The following is a 19,083-nucleotide window of genomic DNA, read 5'->3' on the forward strand; positions in this document are numbered from 1 at the left end:
AGGCAATTCCAGTAAATGCAGCATGCATCAACAATGTTTCACCCAACGCCTCTTTGTGCTCCTGTGCGCCCCCACGGAAAGTGGATCTGGGGAGCCGACAGCAGTTGAACTGGGCAGGACATGACTCAAGCACCGAGCCGGTGGCACGTTCGCCGATTTACGTGAGTCGACTGAGGCAGGTGGTATTCGATGATCGACGCCATGCCCGAACCGGATCGACTATGGACTGTGGGCACTGCGCCAGGCATATTCCCAAGCATCAGCCACGGTATCGCTTTGTTCCGTCACCCGTTGGATTTTCTGAATTCCCTGCCCGCCCGGGGCGATCTGGTCGAGTTACGCCTGGGCCCGCTGCGGGCCTGGATGGTGTGCCACCCCGAGCTGGTCCACCGGATGCTCATGGACGCCCGCACCTTCGACAAGGGAGGCTCACAGTACGACAGGCTCCGCGCCCTGATGGGTGACGGTGTGGTCACCTGCGGCCAGGAGGCACATCGACGGCAGCGCAGGTTACTCCAACCCGACTTCCGCGCCTCCCGCATCGCCGACTACACGGAACTGATGGGCGAGGAGGCCGAGTCGGCGTGCCGGGAGTGGCGGGCCGGGCAGGAGATCGACATCAGTGCGGCGATGATGGCCCTGATGACAAGGGTGACCAGCCGCGTCCTCTTCTCCGACTCGCTCGACGACACGACGGCCGCCCAGGTGCGGAACTCCCTCAGTACCATCGTCCGCGGCCTGTTCATCCGCACGGTCGTGCCGGTCGACGCCCCGTTCCGTGTCCCCACACCGGCAAACCGCCGCTATCGGCGCGCGGTCGACCGCCTTCACGGGATCATCGACTCGGTCATCGCGGAACGGCGAAGGGGCGCCCCCCGCGACGACCTGCTCGGGACCCTGCTGAGATCCGCGCGCGACGGGGGCGAGGACGCAGAGGTCACCGAACAGGAAGTCCACGACCAGCTCATCACCCTCCTGCTCACCGGTGTAGAGGCCCCCGCGCTGTGCGTAGCCTCCGCCTTCAGCCTCCTGGCACAGCATCCGGATGCCGAACGCCGCCTGCACTCCGAGGTCGACGCCGTGCTCGCCGGGCAGCCACGGCCCGGCCTCGATGACCTTTCGCGTCTCGCCTACACCCGAGCCGCTGTCACGGAGACGCTGCGCCACTCCCCACCAGGCTGGCTCTTCACCCGCGTCACGACCAGAGAGACAGAACTCGCCGGGTGCCGTCTCCCCCAGGGTGCCACCGTCCTGTACAGCCCTTACCTTCTGCACCACGATCCCGCGTGGTTCCCCAGTCCCGAAGTGTTTCTGCCCGAGCGCTGGTTGCCGGGGCCGGAGCAGGCCACCGCCGCATCGCACCGCGCGATGCTTCCGTTCGCCACAGGGAGCCGCAAGTGCCTCGGCAACGCGTTCGCCATGGCGGAGGCCACGGTGGCCGTTGCGGCCATCGCCAGTCGCTGGCGGCTGCACCACCTGCCCGGGCCGGTCGGCCTACCCCGCCCCGCGGTGACATTGGGTCCGAGGTCGCTGCCGATGATCTGCGAACCACGCTCAGGCACACCGGTCAGCACACCGCCTCGTACCTCTTCTCTCACTCCCCGAGCCACGGTGACATCCCGCGCACAGGACCCCCGAACGGCAGGTGACAACGGTGTCGACGACGCATGAGGAAATCACGGTCGCCGTGCATGAAGAAAATCCCGCGGACAATTTGAAAGACTTGATCGACGCCAACCTCTACATGCCGTTCCCTTTCCTGAGCAATCGCCATGAATCCGAATCGGCGGCAGGCGTCGACACATGGCTGCGCGCATGGGGGCTGACCGACGACCCGGCGGTGGCGGCCATGATCGCCAAGACTCGCCCGGCCGAACTTGCGGCCTACAACAGCCCCACCGTGGACTGCGACATCCTTCAGATCGTGGCCAACCAAATCGCCTACCAGTTCATCTTCGACGACCAGGCGGAAGAGGTCGGCCGACGGCGGCCGGGCCACCTCCTGCCCATGCTCAGCGAGAGCGTCGGTATTCTGCGCGACGGCCAACCCCCCAGCACGTCACTCGGGGCGGCGCTGGCCGATCTCCACTGCCAGGTCCGGGAACGGTGCACGCCCTCGCAAGCCGCGCGGTGGGCTTGGAACAGCCGTGAGTACGTGCACGCCCTGCTGTACGAGTCGGTGGCCCAGACGCACTCGCCTCCCGTAGAGATGGGGTTGTGCAGTTCGATCCGTTCACTCACCGCCGGAGTCGAGCCCTTCTACCCACTGTGCGAGGCCGCGCAGGCGCACGAACTGGATCCCGAGGAACTCCACCATCCCGTCGTGCGACGTCTGGGGCGACTGTCGGCCGACGCGGCAGTGTGGATACCCGACCTCTTCTCCGCGGTGAAGGAGCAACAGGCGGGCGAGATGATCAACCTGGCCCTCGCCTATCAGCGTGCGTACGAATGTTCCCTGCCACAGGCCGTCGCGCTGGCCGTCCGACGGATCAACAGCACCATCAATGAGTTCGAGACGCTCTACGAGAAGATCAAACCGGAGCTGAGCCCGGCCGGCGTCGGTTACGTGGAGGGTATGTCCGGCTGGATCCGCGGGTGCTACTACTGGTCTCGCACCGTGCCGCGCTACGCGGACACGGCTGCAGTGTCTACCGTCCGCTGATAGCAGACCAATCAACTGACATTACCTGAAGGGAAGGCGCTCAAACCGCTCCGGCTCATGATTCGCCCTTCCCTGTGTACTCATTGCTCAATACGACCACCCGATGTCCGCAAGGGCGTACGCTCGTCGCTGCCTTCCGAAGGATCAACGACAGGAAGCGGTAGGGCATATGGCGCATGGGCTGCGGCAACCGAACTCCGGGAACCATCTGTTGCTGGAGCGCCATAGGGAACTCCGTGCGATCGACGCCGCTTTGGCCAACCTAGGCAATGCAGGAGACGGTGTGCCGCAGCCTCGGCACACCGGACTGCTCACCTTCACCGGCTCGGCCGGGCTGGGCAAGACGGCGCTCCTGGCAGAGGCACGCGCCCGGGCCGTGGCACACGGATTCACGGTCTTCTCGGGCAAGGGCGGAGAGAAGGAGCAGGAGCTGGCCTTCCACGTGGTGCGCCAGCTCGTGCAACCCGCCTTGGCGGCGATGGAAGAGACCGAGCGCCGGGCCTTCCTGGGGAGTTGGTACGACATCGTCGCCACCGCGCTCGGCCTGGAGGCGACGGGCGCCGCCAGGGTGCCGGATCCGACCGGGGTGCGCGACGGACTCGACTGGGTCATGACGCGCCTCACAGTGATGAAGGCGCCCGTCATCCTGCTCCTGGACGACATGCACTGGGCCGATGTCGAGTCCCTGAACTGGCTCGCCTCCTTCGCCCCGCGGACCGAAGACCTCCCGCTGCTGATCGTCGTCGCCTACCGGCCCGACGAACTGCCGAACGAGGGGACACCTTTCCGCACACTCGTCGAACGCCACCGGAACCGCCCCTACTCCCTCGCACCGCTCACGTCCGCGGGCGTGGCACGCCTCGTCAGGGACGAGGTGGGTGAGGGAGCCGAGGACGAGTTCTGCGCCGAATGCTGGACAGCCACCGGCGGAAGCCCGTTCGAGGCCGTCGAGCTCGCCATCCGACTCGGCGAGCGCCGCCTGAAGGGCACACAGGCCGAGTTGTCCGCGATGCGGGACCTCGCCTCGGCGGTCAAGGGACCCGGGCTCCTCGACCGACTGCACCGGCTCGGCTCGACCACCGTCCGCTTCGCGTGGGCCGCGGCCGTCCTCGGTACGTCCATCTCGCCGGAGCTCGCCGCCACCATCGCGGTGGTCGGCAGCGAAGAAGCCGCCGAGGCGACCGAGAGGTTGCGCACCGCCCGGATCCTTAAGGATGCCCCAGGTCAGGGACGCAGCCTGGAGTTCGTACACCCCCTGATCGCCACGGCGGTCTACCGCGACATCTCCGCGAGTCTGCGGGTCGGTCTGCACAACGCGGCGGCAGAGGCGGTCCACGCTGCGGGTTTCGGTCCCACTGCCGCTGCCCGGCATCTGCTGGAAGTCCCGTGCGAGGGCAGGCCCGAGGCAGTCGCATGCCTGCGGGAGGCCGCCCGCGAGTACCTTGGCGCCGGGGCTCCGGAGGCCGCACGGCGCGTCCTGACTCGGGCCCTTCAGGAGCCGCCCCTTCCGGAGGACCGTGCGGCGCTCCTCCACGAACTCGCCTGCTCGACCTTCCTGCTCGAACCCGCGGCCACCATCAGCCATCTTCGGGCGGCTCTGGCGGAGACCGTCGTCGACCCCGATCTGCGGGCCTCCATCGTCTACCGGCTGACCCAGGCCCTGGCCCACACCGACCGGGTGGCCGAGGCCTCGGTCGTGGCCGCCGACGAGGCGCGGCAGGCGACCAATCCGCGCATCCGACTGCGCATGCAAGCCGATCACTTCGTATGGAGCGCGATCCGCACCGACGAGCCCGACTCGGCCGCCCGCTCGCGCAGGCTGACCAGGCTGGCCAAACAGCTGACCGGCCGCGGTCTGGAGGAGCGGTACATCCTGGGCCTGCGGGCCTGGGACGCCATGATGCGCGGTGAGCCGCGGCAGACCGTCCTCGAATGCGCCGAGGAGTCGCTGCGGGGCGGACTGAGCTGGACGGCCGAGAACCGTGGCTTCGAGGTACCCGTCTCGGTCGCCGTGGCCTTCGCCTACTGCGACCAGCCACGCCGGGCCGAAGAGCTGTTCGCCAAGGGTCTGGCGGAGTGCGAGACCAAGGGGTGGCGCGGTTCCCATCTGGCGCTGGGCCAGACGCTCTTCGGCTACATCCGCTACCGTCGCGGCTGCCTCACGGAGGCGGAGGATCTCGTACGTGAGGGACTGCGCACCGCCGACCGGGTGGAAGGAGCGGTGCCGGCCCAGTGGTTCGCCATCGGCATCCTCATCCAGACCCTCCTCGCCCGTGGGCGGACCGAGGAGGCGCGGCAGCTCGCCGACGTCTACCACTACGGCGAGGTGGTCCCGAACGCCGTCATCTACCCGGATCCCCGCACGGTGTACGCCGAGTTGCTCCTGGCCGAGGGCCGGCACTCAGAGGCCGAGCAGCTGCTCTCCGAGGTCGGGGAATGGCTGGATTCGCGGTCCTGGCGCAACCCGGCCTGGTGCCCCTGGCAGCTGAATCTCGCGTCCGCTGTGGCTCCCACCGCTCGCGACCGGGCGATCCGTCTCGCCCAGGACGCCGTCAAGCGGGCCCGTGACTTCGGTGCGGCCTCGGCGATCGGTCAGGCGCTCCACACCGAGGCCGAGGTGACGGGCGGACCTGCGTCGCTCGACCTGTACACGGAGGCGATCGAGCATCTCGAACGGTCGCCCGCCTCGTACGAGTTGGCCCGTGCGCTGGTCGGCCACGGGGCCGCGCTGTCCCGGAACGGCAGGCTGCAGGAAGCCGCGGACCGGCTCTACCAAGGTCAGGAAGGCGCCGTCCACTGCGGTGCCGAGGCGCTGGCGACCCGGGCCAGGGCGGAACTCTCGGCGGCCGGACTGCGGCCACTGCCCCTTCGCTACGGGCAGACGGACACGCTCACCGCTCCGGAACGCAAGGCCGCCGAGATGACGGCCCAGGGGCTCCAGGCAGGGGTGGTCGCGAAGGCGCTGAGCCTCACCGAGCAGGGCGTGACGCGACTGCTCTCCTCCGTCTACCGCAAGATCGGCACCGACGCCGCCGGCCTCGCCAGAGCCCTGGAGACCTTCCCCCGCCCTCGTCCATGACCTGATGGTCAGGAAGCCCGGGTCCGGACCGTCCGGACCCGGGCTTCCTGTTCCCTTCGCCCAGTGGCTCACTCCGCGACCACAGCCGGTCGCGCGCTCCTACGACCGCCGTCACCCGCACCTGATAGCTTCTACATCGCTGTAGAAATATGCGGCGGTCGGAGCCTCCACGGGCTCGGGCCCACCTCTGACGCAAACCGGAGCCCTCATGGCCCTGTGGGACCGCATCAAAGAGTCCGCATCGACGACGCAGACCCAGCTGGTGACGAAGAAGAACGACCTCAAGAGCGGCGCTTTCCGTGACGCCAGCATGGCGATGTGCGCGCTGGTCGCGGCCGCCGACGGCACGATCGACCCGGCCGAGCGCCGCCGGGTGGCCCAGCTCATCGCCACCAACGAGGTTCTGCAGAACTTCCCCGCCGACGATCTCCAGCGCCGCTTCGACGACAACCTCAACAAGCTGGTCGCCGACTTCGACTTCGGCAAGGTCAGCGTCCTTCAGGAGATAGCCAAGGCGAAGAAGAAGCCCGCCGAGGCGCGTGCCGTGATCCAGATCGGCATCGTCATCGGTGGCGCCGACGGCGACTTCGACAAGACCGAACAGGCCGTCGTACGCGAGGCCTGCTTCACCCTGGACCTCCCGCCCCACGAGTTCGACCACTGACCGGAACACGCTCCACAGGCCGGGCAGGCCGGACCACCTCCCCGTCAGACCACGCGACGACGAATCCACCACGCACAGAAGCTGGCCAGAGCGAGTGCGAGCCCGAGGAAGATGCCGGTCTCGGCCCACTGCAGGGTCCAGAAATTCCCGGCGGGTTGATAGACGACCTCTTGCCGGTAGCCGGCCTCGTTCAGGGCGGCGGCGCAGTCCGACATGGATGGGCAGTCGGTCAAGGACATGGGCAGCGGAGCCGGGTCACCGGAGGCGTTGACGGTCTGTTCCGACAGGACCCATGCACCGGGTTGACCGAAGTCCACCTGCCGCACGGAGTCGACGCCGATGGTCACCGGCTTCGCCTCGGTGAACGACAGGTTCGCCTGCACGGATGCCGCCAGGTGCGGCCGGACCCACAAGGGCATGGCGATCTGGACGGCGGCGTAGGTCGCCAAGGTGGCGGCCATCGCGGGAACAGTGCGACGTACGAGGACACCGAGGGTGACCCCGAGGATGAACGCGAAGGCGGCGTGGCCGATGGGGACCATTCCCCGGGCGGCGAAGACCATCGGATCGATGCGCGGGTAGAAGGGATCCGCGCCGGTTCCGCCACTGTTGACGGCCTGATCGATCGGGCCGCTCCACCAGGTCACCGCCAGGGCTGCCAGTGCCGCGGCTGTCACCGTCGCGATTCCGGTGACTGCGAGCTTGGTCGCGAGCCAGCGGGTGCGGCTGACGCTCTGGTTCCACGCGAGGCGGTGGGTACCGGTCTCCAACTCGCGGGCGACCAGCGGCGCGCCCCAGAACATGCCGATGACGGCCGGTACGAGCAGGACGACCGCGAGACCGAGGTAGTACACGGTCTGGTCGGCGCTGGTGATCCGGCCGAACAGGTCGTCTCCCGCGGTGTCGTACAGGTCCGCCAACTGTGGGCCCGTGACGGCGAGGAGCAGGGTGAGGAAGACCAGCACGGTGTAGATCACCGTGGCCTGGGTGCGGAACTGGCGCCAGGTCAGCCAGATCATCGAAGAACCTCCAGCGCGGGTCGGGAATCGCGGACCGCGTCGGCGGGCCGGGTCATGTAGGCCAGGACGATGTCCTCCAGGCTGAGCGGGGTGATCGTCCAGGACGGGTCGTGGACCGGGGTGTCGGTGCGCACCAGCAGGGTGGTCTGGCGGTCGGTGTGGCTGGCGGAGATGACGTACTGGCCCGCAGGAAGGGTGGCCGGGTCACGGCGGGGTCCGGTGAGCCGGTGATGGGTGGCCCTCAGGTCGTCGATGTCTCCCGCCACCTGCACCCGGGAGTCGACGAGCACGATGACGTAGTCGCAGGACCGCTCCACGTCGGAGACGAGGTGGGAGGAGAGCACGACACTCAACTGCTGATCGGCGACGGCCTCCATGAGGTCCCGCATGAACTCCCGGCGGGCGAGCGGGTCGAGCGCGGCGACCGGCTCGTCGAGGATGAGCAGTTCGGGCCGCTTGGCGATGCCGAGAGTGAGGGCGAGTTGCGCGCGCTGGCCGCCGGAGAGCTTCCCGGCCCGCTGTGCGGGGTCCAGGCCGAGTCGCCTGATCCGGTCCCTGGCCAGGGCATCGTCCCAGCCGGGGTTGAGGCGGGCGCCGAGCCTCAGGTGATCGGCGACGCTCAAGGCCGCGTAGGTCGGGGTGTCCTGGGCTACGAAGCCGACCTTGGCCAGTTGCGCGGGCCCCGTGGAGGGTCTGCCGCCGCACACCTCGATGGTGCCTGTGGTCGGGGTGAGCATCCCGGAGGCCAGGTTCAACAGCGTTGACTTTCCTGCCCCGTTGGGGCCGACCAGGCCGACCACCCGTCCGGTGGGCACGTCGAGGTCGCAGTTCTGGAGCGCCCAGCGCTGCTTGTACTTCCTGCCCAGGGCCTGGGCCCGTAAGACGGCGCTCACGCCACGTCCTCTCCTGCGGCGGTCCGAAAGGTGGTCATGAAGAGGGCCTCGATGGATTCCTCGTCGAGCCCTGCCAGGCGGGCCTTGGTCAGCCAGCGTCGCAGGTCCTTCTGGAGCGGGCCGTGCGCGGCGAGCGAGGCGTCGGCCAGCGTCCGCGTCACGAACGTCCCCACCCCCGGCCGGGCGGCCACCAGTCCCTCGTGCTCCAGCTCCCGGTACGCCTTCAGCACGGTGTTCGGGTTGATCGCCAGCCGCCCCGCCACGTCCTTGACCGTCGGAAGCCGGTCCCCCTCGTCCAACAGACCCAGCCTCAGCGCGTGCCGCACCTGCTGGACCAACTGCTGATAGGGGGACAGGCCGGACCGGTCGTTCAGGTGGAACTCAATCACCGGTTCCTCCATTTATCTAGTTGCCTAGTACTTTAGCTTCCTAGGTTGCTAGCTCGTCAAGGCACGCCAGAGCCCAACTGGGCAGCAGAGTGGAGGTGTTGAGCCACGGCCGCGCTCATCGCGACCCCAGCGTCGGGCTGTTCGTTCTCGAAGGCGGGCGCTTGAATGCCTGATCGGCCGAGGGCTCAGAGTGGTGTCGCCGCGTGCAGGATCAGGACCATCGTCACGGTGGAGTTGGCCGATGACATCGCGGAGAGTGCTGTCCCGACGGCCGCCGCCCAGGTGGCCATGCCGACCGTGGTGAACAGGGAGGGCCAGTTGCGCGCGGCGGGCGCGGGGTCCAGGAGGGCCGCCACCCGGCGGGGTACGGGGCCCGGTGCGGCGAAGCCGGCGAGTGTCGGGAGTGGGGTGCCGCGGGAGACCAGTGCCGCCTTGCCGATCGCGCATGCCACGACCCTGCGGCTGCCCACAGCGTGGGCCGCCTCTTCGTCGGACCAGCGTTCCGCCGCGTAGGAGACGGCCGTTCGCAGGGGTCGCAGGTACGGGTTGGCACGGGCCGCGAGCTGTACGACCCGGAGGAAGCGGTGGTGGCGGGCCGTCAGATGGGCGCGCTCATGAGCGAACAAGGCGCGCCGTTCGGCGGGTTCGGGGCGGGACAGCAGGGCGGTGGTGACCACGACCCTGTCGCGGGCTCCGCCGGGCAGGGCGTACGCGTAGGGCATCTCGTCGGGGAGCACCACGACTCCCGTGCCGGGCAGTCCGGCCGGCGCGCGGTGGGCACGGCGGCGCACCCTGCCGTGCCGCCACAGCGTTCCCACGCACACCACGGCCACGGCGAGGAGGGCGGGGATGGCCGCTGTGCCGACGACCATCAGCAGCGCCAGGCACACCGCGCTGCAGACGGCCATGACACCGGCCACGTCGGTCAGCGGCCGATGGCGGTGCCCGGGTGCAGGCGCTGCTCGGCCGGCCGGGCGATCGGCCAAGCCGTCAGAGGCAGGACCAAGGGCAGAAAGACGAACACCCCCTGAGGCTTCAGTCGTCCCTCTCCGTCTCGGGCTGCCCGAGCAGTTCACGCAGCAGTCGCTCGTCGTCCGGCGACAGCGCGGTGACGAAGCTGGCCAGCACCGCCTCCCGGTCCGGTTCGCCGTCCAGCACCTTGCGCATCTTCCGTGCCGCGAGCCCGGCCTCGTCCGACGCGGGTGTCCACGCGAACGACCGTCCCGCGCGCTCCCGGGTCACCGCGCCCTTGGCCAGCAGCCGGGTGAGGATCGTGATCACGGTCGTATAGGCGAGGTCCCCGCCGAGGCGGTCCTGCACCCAGCCCGCCGTCGCCGGACCCTCCGCCTCCCGCAAGGCCGACAGGACCTGCACCTCCAGCTCACCCTGTCCCCGCCGCCGGGGACGCCGCCGGTGATCCGTCAACGCCCTGTCTCCCTTCCGCTGCCGCGCACTCGCACTCGCACTCGCACTCGCACTCGCACTCGCACTTCACGGGCGGTCCATCGTATAGAGATCCGCTCGCGGTCCACTCGCCGGAGAACCGCCGCCTCGTCCGGACGGGCGGCCTCGGGACCGAGTACGACCGACTCACCCCCCACATTTCTACAGTGATGTAGATTTATTTTTCGGGTTCACCATACGGACCCGGCACCGCACACACCGCACAACCGAGGATGAAGGAGAGCAGCGTGGGAGTTTCCCTGGCCAAAGGCGGCAATGTCTCGCTCAGCAAGGAGGCTCCGGGCCTGACCGCGGTCCTGGTCGGCCTGGGCTGGGACGTCCGGACGACGACGGGCACCGACTACGACCTCGACGCCTCCGCGCTGCTGCTGAACGAGGCCGGAAAGGTCGCCTCCGACACGCAGTTCGTCTTCTACAACAACCTCACCAGCCCTGACGGGTCGGTCGAGCACACCGGTGACAACCTCACCGGTGAGGGCGAGGGCGACGACGAGGTCATCAAGGTGAACCTCGCAGGCGTGCCCGCCGACGTCACCCGGATCGTCTTCCCCGTGTCCATCCACGACGCCGAGAACCGTGGCCAGAGCTTCGGCCAGGTCCGTGGCGCCTTCATCCGGATCGTCAACCAGGCCGGCGGCGCCGAGATCGCCCGCTACGACCTGTCCGAGGACGCCGCCACCGAGACCGCGATGGTCTTCGGCGAGCTGTACCGCAACGGCGCGGAGTGGAAGTTCCGCGCCGTGGGCCAGGGTTACGCGTCCGGCCTGGCCGGAATCGCCTCCGACTTCGGCGTCGGCGTCTGAGCGAGCGGCCCCCGCCCTCCGTATCCACGGGCCCGCCCCCTTCACCGGGGGCGGGCCCGCGCCCCGCTTGAAGCGGACCGCACGCCCATCGTTCGAACCACCCAGGGAGAGCAGTTGGCCGGACCGACCCACCTCCGCCCGGAGGACCGAGCGGACTTCGAGGACGTACTGCGCCGGGCGCTGAGCACGACGGACATCCGTACGGCGCTGCTCGCCGACCCCACGAGCGCGGCCGCCACACGGCTGCGCGCCCAGGCGCTTCGAGCCGTGGATGAAATCACGGCAGCGGCGAGTGACGAGTACCGCGAGTATCTCGCCGCACGTACGGTCATGGAACGCGGTCCGCAGTCCCGTACCACCGAGGATCGTGGACGGCAGTCCGGGACGACCGTGGAGCAGGGGCGGCAGCCCCAACCGGCCGATCCCGGAGCGTTGTTGCCCGCCCTCGCCACGCTCACTCCGCCGATCGCCGCGACGGCGGCGGCAGTCCTGCTCGTGCTCGGGTACAGCCTTCGGCTCGCCGACGCGCAGGGCCCGATGGGCGGTTCGCTCGTGACCGCCGGCTGGGTGTTCGCGCTCATCGCGGCCGCGAGCACGCTCGCCGGGCTGACCGCACTGCTGTGCACCGCGTTGCGCACCCGCTCCGGCCACGGCGACCGGACCAGCGCGTCGGCCCGTAACCTGCACCATGCCCGTGCGAGGTGGCAGCGGGCGCTGCTGGAGCGCGGCGTGCTGCCCTACCTCCGCCGGCAGCTCGCCGCCACCCGCTTCGACTGACTCCCCGCACCGCCCCATCCACCACTGCGCCACCCAGCACCGCACCAACCACCACCGCGCCACCTCGTCCCCGTAGCGCCCGCGCCCCGACCGGCCCGGGCAGAGAAGTAGACAGGACCCGCATGTTCGGACTGAGTGAAATCGCGATCATTCTCGTCGTCGTCATCCTCGTCCTCGCCGCCAAGAAGCTCCCCGATCTGGCCCGCTCGGCGGGCAAGTCGGCCCGCATCCTCAAGGCCGAGGCCGCGGCGACGAAGGACGAGCCGACCGGGACGGACGGGCAGACGGCTCCCCGCGTCATCCCGGGCGAGACCGTCGGCCCGCGGCACGACACCCCTCTCACCGACACCGCTCCCACCGACACAGGCCGGCCCTCCGCGGCGCCCGACCCCGCGCAGCCCCGTCCGCAGGACTGAGGCAGCGCGTCACGGTCACCGATCCCGGGTCCCAAGGGCACGCAACAGCATGGGCAGTGAGCGGTACAGCTCGCGCTTCCAGTAGGCGGGCGAGTGCGTCCCGGCGTAGAAGTGGGTGGTCACCGGCGCCCCGACGGACGCCAGGCGGGTGGCCAGGGACCGGGACTGGCGTTGCATGAGGGTCTCCGTGGGGGAGATCGCGTCCTCGGGGAACGGGTCCGCGGGGTCTTCAAGTCCCGGGACCTCCACGTCCGGTGGTGTGCCGGGCGGGTCGAGGGCGCCCGCCGTGCCGTCGCCGCCGGAGAGGTGGACCGGGGTGGCGCGCAGCCGGTCGGCCAGGTAATAGGGGTCGTGGGCCTGCCAGTTGGCCCGTTGCGCGACCGGATCGCCCCACAACGCCCTCCAGTCCAGGCCCAGGTACGTCATCGCGGCCCGTACCGCGTGCGGATGGCGCAGTGGATGTACGAATCCGCTGTAGCTCGCCACCGCCCGGAACAGCCCGGGGTGGCGCGCCGCGTAGGAGAGGGCGCCGAACCCGCCCTGCGATTCCCCTGCGGCCACGCGACGGACGCCTGCTCCATAGTTGCGCTCCAGAAGAGGGCGTACCTCCCTGAGGTGGAAGGTCTCGACCGCCGGCGGGCCGCCCTCGCCACCGTTGAACCAGTCGCTGTAGAAGCCGAACAACGGCATCTCCGGCATCACGACCAGTACGTCCCGCAGGTCGGGCAGTTGCTGGAGATGGGCGTCGTAGTCCTCGGTCCAGGCCTTGTGGTTGCCGTCGCCGCCGACCAGCAGATAGAGCGTCGGCCAGGTCTCACCGGGCCGCCGCCGGTCCCAGCCGTCCGGGGTGAGGAGCCGCACCTTCGCGGTACGGCCCAGCGCGGGCGAGTCCACCGTGAGATCGACCAGGCGCTCACCGGCCTTCTCCTCGGCGATGATCCGGGCGCCGTGCGGTGCGGAAACGGTCGCCTCCGCACATGTGGCGGATACCGCCGCCAGCAGCAGGAGATCGGCGACCACCAGGGCGAGCAGGGTGCGTAGTCGAGCGGCGCTCCAAGGCATGGGCGTTCCTCCGTGCCTGTCAGACGTCAGACGTCAGACGTCGCGGCCGCGCAGCGCCGCGGACGCGAGCAGGAGCAGGGCGGCCGTGTAGCACGCCACCAGGAGCAGGGACGGCCAGGGGCCGAGGCTGCCGACGGTTTCCGCGGTCGCGTCCGAGGTCTGGATCAGCTTCTGCAGGGCGCTCGTCGGGGAGACGCCCGCGATCCAGCGCTGGGCGTCGCCGAAGAGCGGGCCGAGGAGGGAGGGCAGCAGCAGTACGCCGATGACGGTGGTGACGGCTCCCGCGGAGTGGCGTACGAGGGTACCGACCGCGAGGCCGAGGAGACCGGCGACGGCGAAGGACGCGGCGATCCCGAACAGGGCGGGCAGCGGCTCGCCCTGGGCGTACCGGCCGGTGTCGAGCATCGCGCCGCCGGTGAGATAGGCGAGAGTGCAGGAGACCAGGGCCAGGACGTACATCAGCACCGCGATCAGGGTGGCCTTCGCGGCGAGCACGGTGGCGCGGCGTGGGTTGGCCGCGAAGGTGGTCCGGACCGTCCCGCTGCCGTACTCGCCCGTGATCAGCAGGGCGCCGACCACCGCGGCCAGCATCTGGGCGGGGACGGAGGCGGTGAGGCTGCCGCCGAGCACCGTGTCGTCCGGCTGCAGGCTCTCGGTCGCGGCCACGAACACCGCGCCCAGCACGGGCACGACGGCGGTCGCGAGCGTCGTCCAGACCGTGGAGCGCACGCTGTTGAACTTGATCCACTCATGGGCGAGGGCCCCCGGGAAGCCGGCCCGGGCGGTGGTGGGGGTGGTGGCGAGGGTCTTGGTCGCCATCAGGCTGCCTCCTCGCGGTCACGGACCGCGCTCGTCCGGTACTCGGCCGAGTCCTGGGACAGGGCCGTGTAGACCTCCTCCAACGAGGAGTGCGCGGGGGTGAGTTCATGGATCGCGAGACCATGGTCGCGGGCCAGGTCGCCGATGGCGGCGGCATCCGGACCGTCCACCCGCCAGCCGCCCCGCGGGTCGAGACGGACATCGGCGCCCTTCGCCTCCAGCAGGCCCCGCAGCCTCTCGGGTTCCGGGGAGCGGACGAGCGTATGGGCGCGGGAGTTGGTCTCGATGAAGTCGCGCATCGTGGTGTCGGCGAGGAGCCGGCCGCGTCCGATGACGATCAGATGCTCGGCGGTCAGCTCCATCTCGCTCATCAGATGGCTGGAGAGGAAGACCGTACGGCCCTGCGCGGCAAGGGACTTCATCAGATCGCGGATCCAGCGGATGCCCTCGGTGTCCAGCCCGTTCACCGGCTCGTCGAGGATCAGCACATCCGGATCGCCGAGCAACGCGGCGGCGATACCGAGCCGTTGGCCCATGCCGAGCGAGAAGCCGCTGAACCGGCGTCCGGCGACCTCGGTCAGACCGGTCAGGTGCAGCACCTCGTCGACGCGGCGGCGCGGGATGCGGTTGCTCGCCGCGAGCCCGGCCAGGTGCCGGTACGCCGAACGTCCGCCGTGCGCGCCCTTCGCGTCCAGCAGCGAGCCGACGGCGCACAGGGGTGCGGGCAGTTCGGTGTAGGGCTTGCCGCCGACCGTGACGGTGCCCGAAGTGGGCGCGTCCAGGCCGAGGATCAGTCGCATGGTGGTGGATTTTCCGGCGCCGTTCGGGCCGAGGAAACCGGTCACCCGGCCGGGCCGGACCGTGAAGGACAGCCGGTCGACGGCGGTCTTGTCGCCGTACCTCTTGGTGAGTTCGCGTGCCTCGATCATGGCTTCGACGGTAGGGAGCTGCGACGCCCCGGACATCCGCCACCGGGAGTCGGCCGCTACTCCCGCGGGAGTACCCTCACCGCTCCCCCGCCCGGACCAGCCCGGTCTCGTACGCCAGCACCACGAGCTGCGCCCGGTCTCGCGTTCCCAGCTTGGTCATCGCCCGGCTGACATGGGTCTTCGCGGTCAACGGACTCATGATCAGCTCCCGGCCGATCTCCTCGTTGCTCAGTCCTGCCGCGACCAGGGCCATCACCTCGCGCTCCCGGTCGGTGAGCACGGCCAGCCGCTCGGCACCGGCCGCCTCCGGGGCCTTCAGCCGAGCGAACTCCTCGACGACGGACCTCGTGACCGCCGGTGCGAGGAGGCTCTGCCCGGCCGCGACGGTACGGATCGCCGTGCGCAGCCCGTCCGGCTCGATGTCCTTCAGCAGAAAGCCCGCGGCGCCGTGCCGCAGCGCCTCGAAGACGTAGGCGTCGACCTGGTAGGTGGTGAGCATGACGACGCGTACGGCGTCGAGGGTGCGGTCGGCCGCGATGCGGCGGGTGGCCTCGATGCCGTCGACGCCGGGCATCCGGATGTCCATCAGCACCACGTCCGGCCGGGTCAGCCGGACCGCCTCGACGGCTTGCGTCCCGTCGGCCGCCTCCGCGACCACCACCAGGTCGTCGGTCAGGTCCAACAGGGCCCGGAAGCCGGCCCGTACGACGGTCTGGTCGTCGGCGAGCACCACGCGCACGGTCACGGTTGCCCTCCACGGAGTGCCTCGGCCGGGAGCACGACCGGGAGTACGGCCCGTACCCGGAAGCCGCCGCCGGGCTCCGGACCGTACTCGACGCTGCCACCGACCGCGGCGGCCCGCTCCCGCATGCCGACGAGCCCGAAGCCTCCGGCCGCCGGCTGCGGCGGTGGTCCGAGCCGTGACGGCGGCCCTGGCTGCGACGGTTGCCCGGTCCGCGACGGTGGTCCGTCGTCCACGATCTCCACATGCAGCCGGTCGCAGTGCCGGGCGACCGAGACCGCCGCGTGGCGCGCGCCGGAGTGCTTCACCACGTTCGTCAGCGCCTCCTGCACGATGCGGTACGCCGCCAGCTCGACCATCGGCGAGAGCCCGTCCGCCGTGCCGTCGTGGCGCAGTGCCGCGTCCACGCCGCTGTCGGTGAACCGGCCGACCAGTTCGGGCAGTTGGGCGAGTCCCGGAGCGGGTGCCGTGGACTCGTTGTCGTGGTCGCGCAGCACGGTCACGGTGGCCCGCAGTTCTCCCACGGCCTCCTTGCCCGAGTCGCGCACCTGCCGCATCGCCTGCCGGGAGATCTCGGGCCGGGTGTCGAGGGCGTCGAGGGCCACGCCTGCCTGCACCGTCATCGCGGTCACCGTGTGCGCGACGATGTCGTGCAGTTCGCGGGCGATGCGCAGGCGCTCCTCGTGCACCCGGCGGGCCGCCTCCCGCTCCCGCTCCTCCTCCGCGCGGACGGCCCGGGCCGCGTACTCGTCCATCAACTGCCGCCGCGTACGGATGACTTCGCCGAGCAGCAGGGGCACCAGCGGCCAGATCATCTCCAGCATCGGCAGCCCCTGCGGGTTGGCCACGTCACGCCCCACCCGCAGCGCGACCGCGCCCGAGACGAGGGAGGCGACGAGCCCGGTCCACAGGGTGCGCCGCCGGTCGCCCAGCACCGCGACGGTGTACAGGGCGACGATCACCGGCAGGTTGAGCAGCTCCCCGATGTGCCCGTGCAGCGCCCAGCCCGCGCAGGCGGCGCCCGTGACGATCGCGACCGGGACCGGCCACCGTCGGCGCCACACGAGCGCGGTCAGGGAGATCGCGAGCAGCAGCCAGGTGAGCCCGTCCGCCTGCTGGTAGTCGGGGTCGTTCGACGCGGCGTCGGACGCCGTGAACACCCCGACCACGGCGACCACCAGCAGATCCGCGGTCAGCGGCGACAGTGATCGCGCACGCTCCACCAGGCCGTCGAAGCTCGTCACGTCATCACCGTATGGGCCGGATCGTCCCGGCGCATACGCCGCCGGGAGTAGCCCGCGAGACTCGTCGGCCCCCGCGGTCGCTAGGACTTGCGACGGGGCTTTCCGCGTTTCGTTCCCTTGGGGGCGCCGGAGCCGGTCCGGGGGCTCCTGCCGGTCGGCTTGCCCGTTGCCTTGCCCGCGGCCGGTTTCCGACGGGTGCTGCCCTTGTCGGAGCCCTTGCTCTTGGACTGGGACTCGCCCTTGGGCTGCGACTGGGTCGTGGAACGGCCCCGGGTGCTGTTGACGGTCCGGCCGCGGACGATGCCAATGAAGTCCTCGACCAGGTCCGTGGTCCGGTCCTCCGGCCAGGACAGGGCGACACGCGACTCGGGGGCGTCGGTGACCGGCCGGTACGTGAGGTCCTTGCGGTGGTGGAGGCGGGCGAGCGACTGCGGGACCACCAGGAGTCCCACACCGGCCGCCACGAGTTCGATCGCGTCCTCCGTCGTCGCGGGGCGCTCGATCGCGGGGCGGCCCGGCAGCTGCTCCCAGTCGAGGGTGTCGTCGAGGGGGTGCAGCACGATGTCGTCCGCCAGATCCTCGGCGGTCACCTCGTCGACGGCCGCCACGACGTGATCCTTCGGGACCACGACGACGGTCGTCTCGGTGTAGAGGGGGATCGCGCTGAGGTCCGTACGGTCCACCGGCAGCCGTACGAATCCCGCGTCGGCGTCGCCGCCCCGCAGCACGTCGAAGACCTCCGCGACGGACACCGCGTGGAGGGTGAGGGGGACGTCGGGCAGCCGCTCGTTCCAGATCCGCACCCACTTGCTGGGCGTCACTCCCGGGACATACGCGAGCCGGAACGAAGGGGAATCTTCCGAGCCTGTCACCTGGCCAGGTTACCCGGCGTGGTCGGCGGTGGTTCACATGCTCGATACCCTGGACACCATGACGTCGCACCAGAACACCCAGACGATGAAGCCCGCGACCGCGGCCAAGAAACTGGGTGTGTACCTCGAGGCCACCCCCGCCGAGTTCCAGGAGGGAGTCGTCTCGCGCTCCGAGCTGACCGCCCTGCAGGCCGATCCCCCTCAGTGGCTCCAGGACCTGCGACGCGACGGCCCGCACCCCCGACCGGTGGTCGCGGCGAAGCTGGGCGTCTCCATCGCGGGGCTCGCGCGCGGCGGTGTCACGGAGGCTCTCACCACGCAGCAGATCGAGGCGCTCAAGACCGAGGGTCCCGAGTGGCTCCAGAAGGAGCGCGCCACCCAGGCCGAGGTCCGCAAGGAAGCGGTCCGCATCAAGGAGAAGAACGCGGAGCGCCACGGCAAGGGCGACCAGTCGCGTAGGTAACGGTCCTCGGACCGCCTCAGCACTCCCTCGAACCGCCGTGGCGTGCTGTGGAAGACTCGACCCGTGATCATCGAACGCGCGTACGCACACGTGGCTTCGCACGACGAGAACGCATGGCCCTGGTCCGTCCCCTGTGTGCGCGGGCTGCTGGCGGACGGGATGCGGTTCACGGCACCGGTGACCTTCGTCGTCGGTGAGAACGGCTCGGGCAAGTCGACCCTCGTCGAGGCGTTGGCCGAGGGGTTCGGACTGGACTCCTGGGGCGGCTCGCACGACTGGCGGTACGCGAGTCCCCGGGCCAAGTCGGTGCTCGGCGAGCGGATCCGCTTCGAAGCGGCGGCAGCACGAGGGCGACGCATGCTCGGCAGCTGGTCGGCCCGCAAGGGGTTCTTCCTGCGGGCCGAGACGGCGGTGGACGCGCTGGACCGGGAGGGGCTCGCGCCGCATTCGGTCAGTCACGGCGAGGGCTTCCTCGCAGCGTTCCGCGGGAAGTTCCTGGAGCCCGGGCTGTATGTGCTGGACGAGCCGGAGGCGGCGCTGTCGTTCGGCTCGTGCCTCGAACTGCTCGGCCATTTCGACCAGTTGGCGAAACAGGGCGGACAGGTCATCTGCGCCACACACTCGCCACTGCTGACCGCTCTGCCGGGTGCCGACATCATCGAGGTCGGCGACCACGGGATGCGCCGGGTGGCCTGGCAGGACCTCGCCCTGGTCGACCACTGGCGCCGCTATCTCGCCGATCCGCAGGCCTATCTCCGGCACATTCTCGGCTGAGGGCGGACCCGC

The 19,083-nt window shown here is 70.2% G+C and carries 19 protein-coding genes and 1 pseudogene; 9 read left to right on the plus strand and 11 right to left on the minus strand.

The window, feature by feature from the left end:
• Nucleotides 1-291 precede the first annotated feature (291 nt).
• The 4 genes from ACIBEI_RS00280 (at nucleotide 292) to ACIBEI_RS00295 (ending at nucleotide 6,405) form a co-directional block, all read left to right on the plus strand.
• A complete protein-coding gene (locus ACIBEI_RS00280) occupies nucleotides 292-1,671 on the plus strand; it encodes a cytochrome P450 (protein ID WP_398883519.1) in 1,380 nt (459 codons plus the stop codon).
• Entirely contained in the window at nucleotides 1,655-2,662 is a 1,008-nt protein-coding gene (locus ACIBEI_RS00285; RefSeq protein WP_398883521.1) for a (-)-alpha-amorphene synthase, read from the plus strand. Before ACIBEI_RS00280 ends, ACIBEI_RS00285 begins: the two co-directional genes overlap by 17 nt.
• Nucleotides 2,663-2,831: 169 nt before the next feature.
• A complete protein-coding gene (locus tag ACIBEI_RS00290) occupies nucleotides 2,832-5,741 on the plus strand; it encodes an ATP-binding protein (RefSeq protein WP_398883523.1) in 2,910 nt (969 codons plus the stop codon).
• Between the two features lie 208 nt (nucleotides 5,742-5,949).
• Complete coding sequence (locus ACIBEI_RS00295) at nucleotides 5,950-6,405, plus strand: tellurite resistance TerB family protein (RefSeq protein WP_398883525.1); 456 nt, start codon at nucleotides 5,950-5,952, stop codon at nucleotides 6,403-6,405.
• 343 nt (nucleotides 6,406-6,748) lie between these two features.
• On the opposite strand, the gene ACIBEI_RS00300 is transcribed toward ACIBEI_RS00295, so the two are convergent.
• From ACIBEI_RS00300 to ACIBEI_RS00320, 5 genes and pseudogenes are all read right to left on the minus strand, one after another.
• The gene (locus tag ACIBEI_RS00300; protein ID WP_398885014.1) at nucleotides 6,749-7,012 is read right to left on the minus strand and encodes an SEC-C metal-binding domain-containing protein; all 264 of its coding nucleotides are present in this window, start codon (nucleotides 7,010-7,012) and stop codon (nucleotides 6,749-6,751) included.
• A 408-nt stretch (nucleotides 7,013-7,420) separates the two neighbouring features.
• On the minus strand, nucleotides 7,421-8,317 hold the full coding sequence (locus ACIBEI_RS00305) for an ABC transporter ATP-binding protein (protein WP_398883527.1): 897 nt from the start codon (nucleotides 8,315-8,317) through the stop codon (nucleotides 7,421-7,423).
• Entirely contained in the window at nucleotides 8,314-8,718 is a 405-nt protein-coding gene (locus ACIBEI_RS00310) for a GntR family transcriptional regulator (RefSeq protein ID WP_398883529.1), read from the minus strand. The genes ACIBEI_RS00305 and ACIBEI_RS00310 overlap by 4 nt, the downstream gene beginning before the upstream one ends.
• 173 nt (nucleotides 8,719-8,891) lie before the next feature.
• Nucleotides 8,892-9,745: pseudogene (locus ACIBEI_RS00315) on the minus strand (M56 family metallopeptidase).
• Nucleotides 9,742-10,131: a BlaI/MecI/CopY family transcriptional regulator gene (locus tag ACIBEI_RS00320; RefSeq protein WP_398883531.1), complete on the minus strand. Its 390-nt coding sequence runs from the start codon at nucleotides 10,129-10,131 to the stop codon at nucleotides 9,742-9,744. The pseudogene ACIBEI_RS00315 and the gene ACIBEI_RS00320 overlap by 4 nt, the downstream one beginning before the upstream one ends.
• Before the next feature lie 266 nt (nucleotides 10,132-10,397).
• Here ACIBEI_RS00320 and ACIBEI_RS00325 point away from each other — a divergent pair, with 266 nt between their 5' ends.
• The 3 genes from ACIBEI_RS00325 to ACIBEI_RS00335 all read left to right on the plus strand — a co-directional run bounded on the left by ACIBEI_RS00325 (nucleotide 10,398) and on the right by ACIBEI_RS00335 (nucleotide 12,166).
• Nucleotides 10,398-10,973 (plus strand): TerD family protein, encoded by a 576-nt coding sequence (locus ACIBEI_RS00325; protein WP_055617887.1) that lies wholly within the window; start codon nucleotides 10,398-10,400, stop codon nucleotides 10,971-10,973.
• Nucleotides 10,974-11,087: 114 nt separating this feature from the next.
• Nucleotides 11,088-11,750 carry a hypothetical protein gene (locus tag ACIBEI_RS00330; protein ID WP_398883533.1) on the plus strand — a complete coding sequence of 221 codons (663 nt, stop codon included), beginning with the start codon at nucleotides 11,088-11,090 and terminating at the stop codon, nucleotides 11,748-11,750.
• 122 nt (nucleotides 11,751-11,872) lie between these two features.
• Complete coding sequence (locus ACIBEI_RS00335) at nucleotides 11,873-12,166, plus strand: twin-arginine translocase TatA/TatE family subunit (protein ID WP_398883535.1); 294 nt, start codon at nucleotides 11,873-11,875, stop codon at nucleotides 12,164-12,166.
• 15 nt (nucleotides 12,167-12,181) lie between these two features.
• On the opposite strand, the gene ACIBEI_RS00340 is transcribed toward ACIBEI_RS00335, so the two are convergent.
• From ACIBEI_RS00340 to ACIBEI_RS00365, 6 genes are all read right to left on the minus strand, one after another.
• A complete protein-coding gene (locus ACIBEI_RS00340; RefSeq protein WP_398883537.1) occupies nucleotides 12,182-13,228 on the minus strand; it encodes an alpha/beta hydrolase in 1,047 nt (348 codons plus the stop codon).
• A 33-nt stretch (nucleotides 13,229-13,261) separates the two neighbouring features.
• Nucleotides 13,262-14,047: an ABC transporter permease gene (locus tag ACIBEI_RS00345; protein WP_398883539.1), complete on the minus strand. Its 786-nt coding sequence runs from the start codon at nucleotides 14,045-14,047 to the stop codon at nucleotides 13,262-13,264.
• Entirely contained in the window at nucleotides 14,047-14,976 is a 930-nt protein-coding gene (locus ACIBEI_RS00350; RefSeq protein WP_398883541.1) for an ABC transporter ATP-binding protein, read from the minus strand. Before ACIBEI_RS00350 ends, ACIBEI_RS00345 begins: the two co-directional genes overlap by 1 nt.
• Nucleotides 14,977-15,052: 76 nt before the next feature.
• Nucleotides 15,053-15,721 carry a response regulator gene (locus ACIBEI_RS00355; RefSeq protein ID WP_398883543.1) on the minus strand — a complete coding sequence of 223 codons (669 nt, stop codon included), beginning with the start codon at nucleotides 15,719-15,721 and terminating at the stop codon, nucleotides 15,053-15,055.
• Nucleotides 15,718-16,962 carry a sensor histidine kinase gene (locus tag ACIBEI_RS00360; protein ID WP_398883545.1) on the minus strand — a complete coding sequence of 415 codons (1,245 nt, stop codon included), beginning with the start codon at nucleotides 16,960-16,962 and terminating at the stop codon, nucleotides 15,718-15,720. The genes ACIBEI_RS00355 and ACIBEI_RS00360 overlap by 4 nt, the downstream gene beginning before the upstream one ends.
• A gap of 80 nt (nucleotides 16,963-17,042) precedes the next feature.
• Nucleotides 17,043-17,834, minus strand: coding sequence for a LysR substrate-binding domain-containing protein (locus tag ACIBEI_RS00365; RefSeq protein ID WP_398883547.1), 792 nt, complete (start codon nucleotides 17,832-17,834; stop codon nucleotides 17,043-17,045).
• A gap of 37 nt (nucleotides 17,835-17,871) precedes the next feature.
• On the opposite strand from ACIBEI_RS00365, the gene ACIBEI_RS00370 reads away from it, so the two are divergent.
• Complete coding sequence (locus ACIBEI_RS00370) at nucleotides 17,872-18,297, plus strand: DUF5997 family protein (RefSeq protein ID WP_398883549.1); 426 nt, start codon at nucleotides 17,872-17,874, stop codon at nucleotides 18,295-18,297.
• A 63-nt stretch (nucleotides 18,298-18,360) separates the two neighbouring features.
• The gene (locus ACIBEI_RS00375) at nucleotides 18,361-19,071 is read left to right on the plus strand and encodes an AAA family ATPase (RefSeq protein WP_398883551.1); all 711 of its coding nucleotides are present in this window, start codon (nucleotides 18,361-18,363) and stop codon (nucleotides 19,069-19,071) included.
• Nucleotides 19,072-19,083 lie beyond the last annotated feature (12 nt).

The sequence above is a fragment of the Streptomyces sp. NPDC050988 genome, assembly GCF_044456225.1.
Taxonomy (GTDB): Bacteria; Actinomycetota; Actinomycetes; order Streptomycetales; family Streptomycetaceae; genus Streptomyces.

What these genes read in the sequence shown, in the direction of transcription:
- ACIBEI_RS00290 (WP_398883523.1), top strand. Translation starts at nt 2,832, where the DNA reads ATGGCGCATGGGCTGCGGCAACCGAACTCCGGGAACCATCTGTTGCTG.
- ACIBEI_RS00295 (WP_398883525.1), top strand. Translation starts at nt 5,950, where the DNA reads ATGGCCCTGTGGGACCGCATCAAAGAGTCCGCATCGACGACGCAGACC.
- ACIBEI_RS00310 (WP_398883529.1), bottom strand. Translation starts at nt 8,718, where the DNA reads ATGGAGGAACCGGTGATTGAGTTCCACCTGAACGACCGGTCCGGCCTG.
- ACIBEI_RS00335 (WP_398883535.1), top strand. Translation starts at nt 11,873, where the DNA reads ATGTTCGGACTGAGTGAAATCGCGATCATTCTCGTCGTCGTCATCCTC.
- ACIBEI_RS00340 (WP_398883537.1), bottom strand. Translation starts at nt 13,228, where the DNA reads ATGCCTTGGAGCGCCGCTCGACTACGCACCCTGCTCGCCCTGGTGGTC.
- ACIBEI_RS00345 (WP_398883539.1), bottom strand. Translation starts at nt 14,047, where the DNA reads ATGGCGACCAAGACCCTCGCCACCACCCCCACCACCGCCCGGGCCGGC.
- ACIBEI_RS00350 (WP_398883541.1), bottom strand. Translation starts at nt 14,976, where the DNA reads ATGATCGAGGCACGCGAACTCACCAAGAGGTACGGCGACAAGACCGCC.
- ACIBEI_RS00370 (WP_398883549.1), top strand. Translation starts at nt 17,872, where the DNA reads ATGCTCGATACCCTGGACACCATGACGTCGCACCAGAACACCCAGACG.